At 59.9% G+C, this 11005-nt stretch carries 6 protein-coding genes; all 6 read left to right on the top strand.

Annotated features, from left to right (window positions below; genetic code table 11):
- Positions 1–166: 166 nt before the first annotated feature.
- Positions 167–1897, top strand: coding sequence for an amidohydrolase family protein (locus ASS64_RS05145; RefSeq protein WP_067690955.1), 1731 nt, complete (start codon positions 167–169; stop codon positions 1895–1897).
- A 126-nt stretch (positions 1898–2023) separates the two neighbouring features.
- Entirely contained in the window at positions 2024–4075 is a 2052-nt protein-coding gene (locus ASS64_RS05150) for a prolyl oligopeptidase family serine peptidase (protein ID WP_067690958.1), read from the top strand.
- A gap of 136 nt (positions 4076–4211) precedes the next feature.
- Entirely contained in the window at positions 4212–5354 is a 1143-nt protein-coding gene (locus tag ASS64_RS05155; RefSeq protein WP_067690967.1) for a dipeptidase, read from the top strand.
- 35 nt (positions 5355–5389) lie between these two features.
- The gene (locus ASS64_RS05160) at positions 5390–8290 is read left to right on the top strand and encodes a TonB-dependent receptor domain-containing protein (protein ID WP_157075090.1); all 2901 of its coding nucleotides are present in this window, start codon (positions 5390–5392) and stop codon (positions 8288–8290) included.
- Positions 8291–8511: 221 nt separating this feature from the next.
- Complete coding sequence (locus ASS64_RS05165; protein ID WP_083508193.1) at positions 8512–10002, top strand: serine hydrolase; 1491 nt, start codon at positions 8512–8514, stop codon at positions 10000–10002.
- A gap of 98 nt (positions 10003–10100) precedes the next feature.
- Positions 10101–11005: serine hydrolase (locus ASS64_RS05170; RefSeq protein WP_198147655.1), on the top strand; the 905-nt coding region annotated here is incomplete at its 3' end.

Genomic DNA, 11005 nt, shown 5'->3' on the forward strand with positions numbered 1-11005 from the left:
TGACGAACGGGGGTAGATAGCCGCAAGCGTAAGCTGTGCGGAGGGGGGCCGCATGATGTTTGACATATCTCTAATTAGGATCATAATGTCCTACATGTAGAAAATACTGCGATTTGACCACATCTCGAAAACGGAAGATGGGTGCACGGGGAGAGGCGAAGTTTACATGATGAAACTCTCACGCAGAGCGGTTCGCCTTCCTGCAGCCACACTGCTTCTCGCGTCCGTAACAGGCTGCGCGACCACCGAGATCCCGAAGGATAGAACGGTTCATGACCTGGTGATCCGCAGCGGATTGATCTACGACGGCAGCGGCGGTGTGCCATATGTGGGTGACATCGCCGTGGAAGGCGATCGCATTGTGGCGGTTGGGGACGTCCGCAGCGGGGGACGCGAGGAAGTCGATGCCGCCGGTATGGCGGTGGCGCCAGGCTTCATCAATATGTTGAGCTGGGCCAATCGTTCACTGATCGAGGATGGCCGTGGCATGTCCGACATTCGTCAAGGGGTGACGCTTGAAGTGTTCGGCGAAGGATGGACCATGGGGCCCATCAACGACACCATGCGGGAGGAGCTCCAGTCTCAATTAGGGGAAGGCGGCGCCACTGTGGGCTGGAGCACATTGGGCGAATATCTAGAGTTTCTCGAGCAGAAAGGCGTGTCGCCCAATGTCGCTAGCTTCGTCGGCGCGACCACCGTGCGGATCCATGAACTGGGCGAACGAGATGTCGATCCCGATGCCGAACAGCTTGGCCGCATGCGCGCGCTCGTCCGGAACGCGATGGAAGAAGGAGCGATGGGACTTGGATCCGCGCTGATCTATGCACCTGGTAATTACGCCGAAACGCCTGAACTGGTGGCCTTGGCCGAAGAATCGGGGCGGTGCGGCGGCATGTACATCAGCCACATGCGCTCCGAAGCTGACGACATCGGTAGTGCGGTTGACGAGGTGATCACGATTGCGCGCGAAGGCGGCCTTCCGGCAGAAATCTATCATCTCAAGCTCGCTGGCAAACGCAATTGGGACCGGCTGCCGGAGGTCATTTCGAAGATAGAGGATGCGCGCCGCTCGGGCATTCGGCTTAGTACCAACATGTACCTCTACACCGCCGGCGGAACCGGCCTCGATGCGGTGATCCCGCCTTGGGCTCAGGATGGTGGACGCGACGCAATGCTGGAGCGGCTGCAGGATCCGGGCACGCGGGTCAGGGTGCTGGAGGACATGCGTGCAGCCGAAAGCGACTGGGAAAACCTCCTGCGCGCCGCCGGCGCCGACGGTGTTCTGCTAGTGAGCTCGGAAAATCCGACGATAGAGCCACTCATGGGCAAGACGTTGGCAGAGATCGCCGCAATGCGCGGGAAGAGCGCCGAGGAAACTGCGATTGACCTCGTTCTGGAAGATGCCGATATCGGCGCAATCTATTTCATGATGTCCGAGGAAAATGTCGCCCGTCAGGTGGCGCTCCCATGGATGAGCTTCGGGTCCGATGCAGCCGCTCCGGCCGCCGAGGGGGAAACGCTCGACGACGCTGCGCATCCCCGTACCTACGGCAATTTCGCCCGGCTGCTCGGCAAATATGTGCGCGAGGAGAAGGCAGTGCCGCTGGCGCAAGCGATACGCGGGCTGACCGCCTTGCCGGCTTCCAATCTTGGGCTGCGCCAGCGCGGCAGTTTGGCGGTCGGTAACTTCGCCGACATCGTGGTCTTCGATCCGGCAACCATCAGCGATCATGCGACTTATGATCACCCGCACCAGTACGCTACTGGTGTGACGGAGGTATTCATCAACGGCGTGCAGGTGCTTTCCGATGGAGAACATACGGGTGCCAAGCCCGGGCGCGTCGTTCGCGGGCCGGGCTGGACTGGATGGCCTGATGGCGGTGCCTGCCAGAGCTGACGCGACTTTCGCTTTTTTAGAGCTGAGGGCAGGTGCCCTCATCAGCTGATTTCCGCTGACCCTGATCGGTCGGCTCAACATCGGGAAAGGGGGCTGACAATGCCTGCAACAAAGCTTTTTGTGTCGATGGCGACGTTGCTGGTCGCCATGCCGCTAACGGCCCAGACCGAGGATCCCGGCGGTTTCCTTGAATTCCCCATAGCGACCGAGGTCAGCGCGTCGGATTCATCAGCCGTTTCGTGGCTCGTGGCCCAAGGGGACGAGACCCACCTGATGTATGCCCGGGCACCGGAGTTCAGGCCGGTCAAGCTTTTCGGCCAGTCGGACGTCGAGGGACAGCCGATTACGAACGTCTTTGCGTCGCCAAAGGGTGGCTATGTCGCTTACCAGACTGGCGTGCCCTTCAACGGCGCTGGGGACGCGTTCAATCCTGCAGATCTTCTTCAGGCTCCATCAGCGACTCTCTGGTTGATCGGAACCGAACCCGGCGCGAAGCCGATCAAGATCGGCGTCGGCTTCAGCCCGAAGTTTACGCCCGACGGCAAGCGGATGGTCTACCGCAAGGGGCGGGACCTGTGGTCGGTAGACTTGGAGCAACCCGCGGCGGAACCGACGATCCTCGTGCCGGGCGGCGGCGGGTTCAACCAGGGTGTCTGGTCGAAGGACGGACAGACACTCTACTTCGTCCAGGATCGCGGCGGCTGGTCGTTCCTCGGCCAATACACCCTGGGCGAAGGGCGGGTGAAATGGCTGGTCACCGGACCCAACCGCTTGAGTTCGCCTGAAATATCACCCGATGGGCAGACGATCGCCTATCTGCGCTGGCCCGCGCGCCAACACACTATCTCCTACGACATCACAGCCAACCAAGCTTTCGCCGTCGAGACGGTCGACATTGCATCCGGCGAGGTGCGAACGATTTACGAGCCTGCCGGAGAAGCGGGCTCGCACCTGTCCGATGATCCGGAAGGACATCTGCGCTGGGCGGACGACCGCAACATCGTCGTGCGATCGGAGGAGGATAGCTGGGCTCGGCTTTATGCTGTCCCCCGCACTGGGGGCACGGCGCGCGCTCTCACGCCGACAGGCTGCGAAGTCGCTGAAAGCGAGCTTGCCGCTGCCGACACGCTCTTCGTCATTCACAACTGCAAGAATATCGACACCAGGCAGCTGTCCCAAATCCAGGTCTCGACCGGGCAGGAACGGGAGATCTCGACGCCCGACCTCGTGATGGGACTCGCCCGTTCGATAGACGGCGGGCGGTACGTGGCCTTTACCGGCGGCGATGATGAAGATGCGCCCTTGCTGCGGGTGCTGGATTTGACATCCAACCGCTTCGCTCTCGCTGAAGAGCCGTCAAGCTACGGCTATTCTCACACCTTTACCGCACCGTCGCCGCAAGTGGTGCGGCTCAAGGCCAGCGACGGCGGCACGGTACCGGCACAACTGTTCCTCCCGTCGACGAAAGGTCCTCATCCAGCGGTGGTCTATGTCCATGGAGGACCGCCGCGACAGATGTTCCCGGGCTTCCACTTCGGAAGCTATTACGCCAAGGATTTCGCCGTGAACCGGCGGATGGCGGAACTCGGCTATGTCGTCGTCAGCATCAATTATCGCTCGGGCACTGGCTACGGCCGTGACTTTCGCGAGGCACCGGGTCGTGCCTGGCGCGGCGCATCCGAATATGCCGATGTGCTCGGTGCAGGGCGCTGGCTCAAGCAGCGCGAGGACGTGGATGCTGAACGTATCGGAATCTGGGGCGGCTCATATGGAGGCTTGCTCACCGCTCATGCGCTGGCGCGGGATTCGGAACTTTTTGCCGCGGGCGTCGCCATTCACGGCGTGTTTGACTGGAGCTGGCCCTCGCCGACCCCTGGCCATCAGAACCCGAGCTTCATTTTCGGGGTGAGCGAAACTGATAAACCGCTGGCGTTCGAGTCCTCGCCTTTGGCAGCGATCGACGAATGGACGTCGCCGGTTCTGCTGATCAGTGGCGATCGGGACATGAGCGTGGATGTACTCGAGACGATCGATTTACATCAGAAGCTTAACGACAGGGGCGTAGACGTTCGTACGGTCCTCCTACCCGGGGAAGCACACGACATCATACTGTTTTCCAACTGGCAGAAGGTCTGGGACGAGACCCGTCGCTTCTTCGAGCAGAAGTTGGGGAAGTAGCGATCCGTGGTTCATGGGCTGCTCGCGGCCAAGGCTTGAGGAAAGTCCTTGTGTGGCCGAAGTGCCCTCAAACCAAGGGTGCTGTTGGGGGTGAGCGGCGCAACTTGATGCCGATAAATAGATGGGAGAGACGGTGATGGCATATGGTCCGAAGCGGGGACGCAGAGATTTCATGAAGGCGGCCGGTGCTGGAGCGCTCCTGTCCGTGCCCATGATCAATTTGGGTTACTACCGGCTCGGGGCGAGTGAGCGCACGTATTCCGCGCGTGCAATCGGGATCGTCGAACGTGCCATGGTGCTCGACATGCTCGCAATCCCGAAAATCGACTTTCGCCCGGAAGTGCACGCGAAACCAATGACCGCCCAAGAAAAAGCCGAGTTTCGGGCTTCTGGAATAACGGGTATCCATAACGCTGTGGGCATCGGCGGACCCGGCTCTCGCGAGCAGGCGCTCGAATTTCTCGCGGCTTGGCAGGGCTACGCCGGACGCAACTCGGACGTGTTCTCGCTGGTGGGTCTGGTCAGCGACCTGGAGCGCGCCAAGGCTGAAGGCAAGGTGGGCATGATCATGGGCCTGCAGAATGCAGATCAGTTCGAGCGCGCCAGCGACGTGCAATTCTTCTATAATCTCGGCTTGCGCTGCGCCCAGCTGACATACAACAGCCTCAATCGAATCGGGAGTGGCGCCACGGAACGGGTCAATGCCGGAATTAGCGATTTCGGCGTGTTGATTATCGAAGCGATGAACGAGGCTGGGATGCTGATCGATGTGTCGCATTCGGGGGACCAGACGACGCTGGATGCGGTGGAGCTTTCGCCGAGGCCTATCTCTTTCACGCACAGCAACTGCCGTGCGCTTAATGAGCATCCCCGCAACAAGACTGACGAGATGATCTTGAAGCTTGCGGCGAAGGGCGGGGTGATGGGTATCACTGGCGTGCGAAATTTCGTCAGCCAGCGTGAGCCGACGACGATCGTGGACTACGTCAACCACATCGACCACGTGGTCCGTCTGGTGGGTATCGAACATGTGGGCATCGGCACGGATAGCGATTTGAACGGCTATGACGACATGCCGGCAGATCAGAACACGATGCTACGCAACGCCTACAAGGACAGCTACGCGTTCCGAGAAAAGATCGATGTCGATGGTTTCGATCACCCTCGCAAGATTTACGATCTTACTGAGGAACTGATCCGCCGCAATTACTCGGACGAGAACATCGAGCTGGTGCTGGGTGGCAACTTTGCGCGGCTGCTTCGCGCAACCTGGAAGTAGACTCTCGGCTCGGAGCCAAAAGCTGCGCGAGCGATTTGACATTCTCTAAGCAGAGTGCAATTGTCCTGATCAAGACAAATTTTTTGCTGATAAAACGAATCAAACGGCGAATTATGGCGTGGTGCGCATTCAACGACGGCACTGCGACCTGCAAGAAGAGGTCTCGACGGTTTCATGAACGAAGCCAAACGGAGTTGGGGGAAATGATGTACTCAAGGCAGTTAACACTCCGCACCTTGTTGACAGGTTCGATCGCGAGCTTTGCACTTTTGGCAGGCACGCCCGCGCTTGCACAGGTCGTAGAGCCGGCGGAATCGGACAACGATCCGCTGGCGGACTCCGATACGGCGACGGCTCCGGCAGCTATCGTCGTAACAGGGTCTCGGATCGAACGTGCTGGCTTCGACCAGCCGACCCCGACGACTATACTCGGAGGGGAGGATCTTCAGGAAGCCGCGACCGTAAACATTCAGCAGGCCCTGAACGAGTTACCGCAGACCTATAACTCAGTTTCGCCGAACCAGTCGATTGCCAACACGTCCAGCGGCACAGCGCCCGTTGAACTGCGCGGCCTCGGGACGGCCAGAACGCTTACGCTCGTGAACGGCCGACGCTTTGTCGGTGATAACAATCTAAACTTCGTCCCGACCAATCTGGTGGACCGAGTCGAGCTGGTGACGGGTGGCGCATCGGCGGCATGGGGCTCCGGAGCAGTTGCGGGCGTGGTCAACATCATTCTTGATGACGAGCTCGAAGGGCTGACGCTCGGCGCGCAGGCCGGTATCTCGTCGCGCGGGGATGGAGGTCGCTACACGATCGATGGCTCGTTCGGAACGCAATTCGCGGGTGGCGCCGGGCACTTCATGATCGGTGCCGAGTACTTGCACGACGAAGGTATCGGAATTGAAGGGCGTTTGGACCGGCCATGGTTCGGCGCCGGAGTGGTAAACCTTGGGAATGGTGAGTTCGAGCTTCAGCCCGACGTCAATGATCTAGCGCCTTTCACCTTCGGCGGAACGATCCTTTCGAGCTCCCTGGCTGGGCAGGTATTTCGTCCGGGAGGTGCCCTGAGTGCCCCGCGGGATGGCGACTTCTTCAGCATCTATGATACGCTTATCGTCGGGAGCCCGCTGGATCGTCTCGGAAGCTATGCACGACTAACCTACGATGTCGGTGGCGCTACGCTCTGGGCTGACGCGACGTTTGGCCGGACGGATGTAGACCAGCCGTTCCTGACCGATCCGGCAGGTTCGGTCTTGGTCTCCAATATTTCGGCAAGTAATCCGTTCCTTTCGCCGGATATCCAGCAGCAGCTGGCAGCCGGAGGCGACACATCCTTTCTCCTTGGTCGATTCTCCCGAGATACCTTCCTCATGCAGTTCGATTCCGAACGCGAGACGAAAGAAGTGGCGGTCGGTATCGAGGGAAGTCTTGGCGGCAGTTGGACTTACGATGCACATTTCAGCCATGGTGAACTCGACAGCAAGAACAGGATCCACAATTCGTCCGTTACCGCCAACTTCCTTCGCGCGATAAATGCGACGGAGGTGAGCGGGCAGATCGTGTGTGCTGTGAATGCCGACGCGGATCCATCTAACGACGATCCAAATTGTGTCCCTTACAATCCGTTTGGAGAGGGTGCTGCATCGCTCGAAGCGATCGAATATGTGACCGGCACGCAGATGTCGGACAGCGTCAGCAAACTGGATTCCGCAGCTGTCCGGTTGCAGGGCGATCCTTTCTCGCTCTGGGCGGGCCCCGTTTCGATTGCCGTGGGCGCTGAAGCCCGTTGGGAAGAGCGGACGGAGACCGTTGGCGAACTGGATGAAGCGTACGCCTTTGGCACCACCTTGTATGGTGATCCTCTCGAGGGGGGATTTAGCGTCAAGGAAGGATTTTTCGAGGCATTGGTGCCGCTGGTCAGAGCCGGACTCCTCGAGGTCGATGTGAACGGTGCAGCGCGGTATTCCGATTACAGCCTTAGTGGCGGAATTTGGTCCTGGAAGCTCGGCGGAACCGCTCGCTATGGCGACTTGCTTCTCCGCGCCACCAGGTCACGGGATATTCGCGCGCCAAGCATCGGCAACTTGTTCTCTGCCAACTCGCTTAATATTCGTCCCATCGTAGATAGCGACAGCGAGGGCCGCGGAAGCAATCCTAATTACAATCCAAACCCGACGGTGACCATTCTTACCGGCGGCAACCTCGATCTCGTGCCGGAAGTCGGGATGACATCGACAATCGGAGGATCGTATTCGCCCGGTTTCTTCCAGGGTTTCAGCATGTCGGTCGACTATTACAGCATTGAAATAGACAATGCGATCGCGACCCCGACCGTGGCGGATATTACCGCAGCTTGCGCCGCCGGCAATGCCGGCGCGTGCAGTCAGGTCGTTCGCGACGGGGACGGTACAATTACGACCGTCTTTGCGACAACGCAAAACATCGCCCAGTTCAAGACCAGCGGCTTCGACTTTGAAGCGTCCTACCGGATGCCCGTGTCCCGATTTGTGGACGCTCCCGGGACACTGAGCTTGAGGGCCCTCGCGACGTACGTGGATGAACTCATATCCGATACTGGATCCAATCGGACGGATACAGCTGGGGTTGTTGGTGACCCCATCCAGTACGGAATTCCGAAGTGGCGCGGGAATTTGCGGCTCGGTTACGACAGCGATCGGCTCGGTCTGAACGCCAGCGCGCGCTACGTCGGTGGAGGGGAGTTCGACAATGAGCGAACGATCGTGAACGGAGAGATAGATCCGCGCGTCTACTTGGACCTTGGTGTTCAGTTCAAAGTGAGCGAGCAATTCACACTCTCCGGAACCGTCAAGAATGCTCTTGATACCGACCCGCCGTTTATTACCACCACTTACAGCCCGCACTACGATGTTGTCGGCCGCTTCTACAGCGTCGGAGTGCGGGCGCATTTCTGATCGGGTGCGGCGCCCTTTTCGAATGAGTAGCAGTCTGTATCGCCCTTTGCCTCGTCAGATGCTGGTAATCTGGCCGAGATAAAGGGCTCGGTCAGGGTCGGCAAAATCGTTGAGTGGGGGATGCCTTAGGTTCTTGATCTAGGCTTCCACTACAAAACATCCACGCAGAGGGGATTGCCACATGGCTCTCCCTGTCCATCCACAAGTTAGCGGGAAAGCACATGGTCGTAACTGTCGAACGATTCGGATTGATGTTAGTAGCACCGATGCTGCTGCTCGCCTCCCCGGCGCAGGCCACTGAGCCGGTTCAAGCTCCGCGTGCCGAAGTTTCGACGACGCTCGACGAACGAGCGGCAGGCCTCCAGGATTTCGTCGACGGCGTCATGGCGATGGGCATCGCCAATCGGGAAATCGCCGGTGCGGTGTTCGTTCTGGTCAAGGATGGTGAGGTCGTTATCCAGAACGGCTACGGGTTTTCCGACGTCGAGGCGCGTGAACCTGTCGATCCGACGAGAACCCTGTTCCGACCCGGTTCGGTTTCCAAACTCTTCACCTGGACCGCGGTCATGCAACTCGTGGAGCAGGGACGGCTAAGCCTCGACGACCCCGTCGAGCGGCATCTGGATTTCGCCATCCCGGACACGTTTCCGCAGAAGATCACGGTGCGGCATCTGCTCGATCACAGTGCGGGTTTCGAGGACGGATATAAGGACATGTTCGTCGAATCTCGTGACGAGTATCAGGAACTGGGCTCTTGGCTTGCGGGGCACATCCCGGGGCGGGTGCGGAAGCCGGGCGTAGAAGTATCCTACTCCAACTACTCCACCGCGTTGGCGGGCTATATCGTCCAGCGCATTTCGGGCGAAGACTTCTCCGACTACGTCGATCGCCATATCTTCCAGCCACTCGGAATGACGCGCAGCACCTTCCGCGAGCCGCTGCCGGAAGCATGGCAGGACGATGTCGCGATTGGCTACGAATGGAAAGAAGGGCGTTTTGAAGCCCAGCCGGCTGAGCTTATCTACAACATCGCCCCGGCCGGTTCGTTGTCTTCGACGGGCGCTGACATGGCCCGGTTCATGATTGCACACCTACAGGACGGACGGTTGGATGGCGCTCGCATTCTACAAGCCGACACGGCGCGGCAGATGCGTACGCGCCTGAATGCCAATTCTCCCGGGCTTCCCGGTATCGCGCATGGGTTTCTCGAGGGCCGCGCGTCCAACCCGCGCATCGTCGGTCACGGCGGCAATACGGGCGAGTTCCACTCCAATTTGATCCTCATCCCGGAAGAGAACGTTGGCTTCTTCATCTCGGTAACCGGCGGAGACGAGGCTTCACTGGCCCGTTCGGAAATCAGCGCCCTTGTGCTCGACCGGCTGGTGCCTACCCAGCGACTGCCCAAGTGGACCGGTGCGTCCGACGAGATCGTCGAGGGCACGTATCGGACAAATCGCCGGTCCTATACGGATCACCGGGTGAATCCGGCCAGCCTGATCCAGGTCAGCCGCGAGGGCGAACGCGGCCTCAGCGTCACCATTGCTGGGCAGACGATCCGCTGGGAGCAGGTGGGGCCTGGTACCTATCAGCAGGTCACGAACGAGACGACGCCTTATGGGCCCCTGGGGCTCATCCAGTTCTACGGAGAAGGAAGCGACACGCGCTTCTCGTTCGAAGCACAACCTTATACCCTTTACCGGCTGGTCTCGTGACCTGCTCCGGAAGGCCGCAGACTCGTGCGCGCGGTAGCTGAATACGGCACCGTCTGCATCCATAGCCATCGTTGAAAAATTGTCTTGGGAGAAGCATCGTGAAACTGGCACTTGGACTTGCATTGTTGAGCCTTCCCGCAGCGCTTGTCGCGCAAGAGCCCGCCAGATCGCAGGCCGCGGCGCAGGAAGCTGCCGAGATCACCTATTCGGCCCCCGAGAACTGGACGGCTTCCGTGCAGGGACCAACGACCGTCTATACGGCGCCAGAAGGCAATCTGAGGGTCGCGGTTGTCCAGGTCGGACCTGCGGCCGACTCGAATACCGCTGCGGCCAAGGCGTGGTCACTCTACAATCCGCAAGCGCAGCGCGAAGTCCGGCTAGTGACCGTCGGCGCGCCGGGCGACGGCTGGGAGGAGCGGGTCAACATCTCCTACGAGACCTCTCCGAACGAGCGGGCGGTCGCTTCGGCGACTGTATTGCGAGAGGGCGGCGAGTGGGTGGTACTGATCACGGACGGGTCCGAGCTGATCGCAAACAAGCGAACTGCGGCAATTTCGCTGGTCGGCCAAAGTATTCGCCCCGCCGGCTACACGCCTGAAAGTTTCGCCGGACAAACAGCCAATCCGCTCACGCCCGAGCGCATCCAGCTCTTGCGCGATTTTGTGTCGGAATCTGCCGAAACCCTCGAAGTGCCCGGTGTCGCAATCGCTTTGATCGATGGGGGAGAAGTAGTCTGGCAAGGCGGCCATGGCGTTCGCGCGCTAGGCGGCACCGCGCCAGTCGACGAAAATACCAAGTTCATGATCGCGTCGAACACCAAGGGCATGGCAACGCTTTTGCTGTCCGTGCTAGCCGACGAGGGGAAGCTGCGCTGGAAACAGCCGGTGACCGACTTGTATCCCGAGTTCCGGCTTGGCAGCGACGAAACCACCAAGTCGACCCTCGTCCGCCACCTTGTCTGCGCTTGCACGGGCCTGCCGCGCAAGGATTATGCCTTCATTCT

Origin of the sequence: Erythrobacter sp. AP23 (assembly GCF_001542855.1) — a bacterium.
Classification (GTDB): Bacteria; Pseudomonadota; Alphaproteobacteria; order Sphingomonadales; family Sphingomonadaceae; genus Qipengyuania.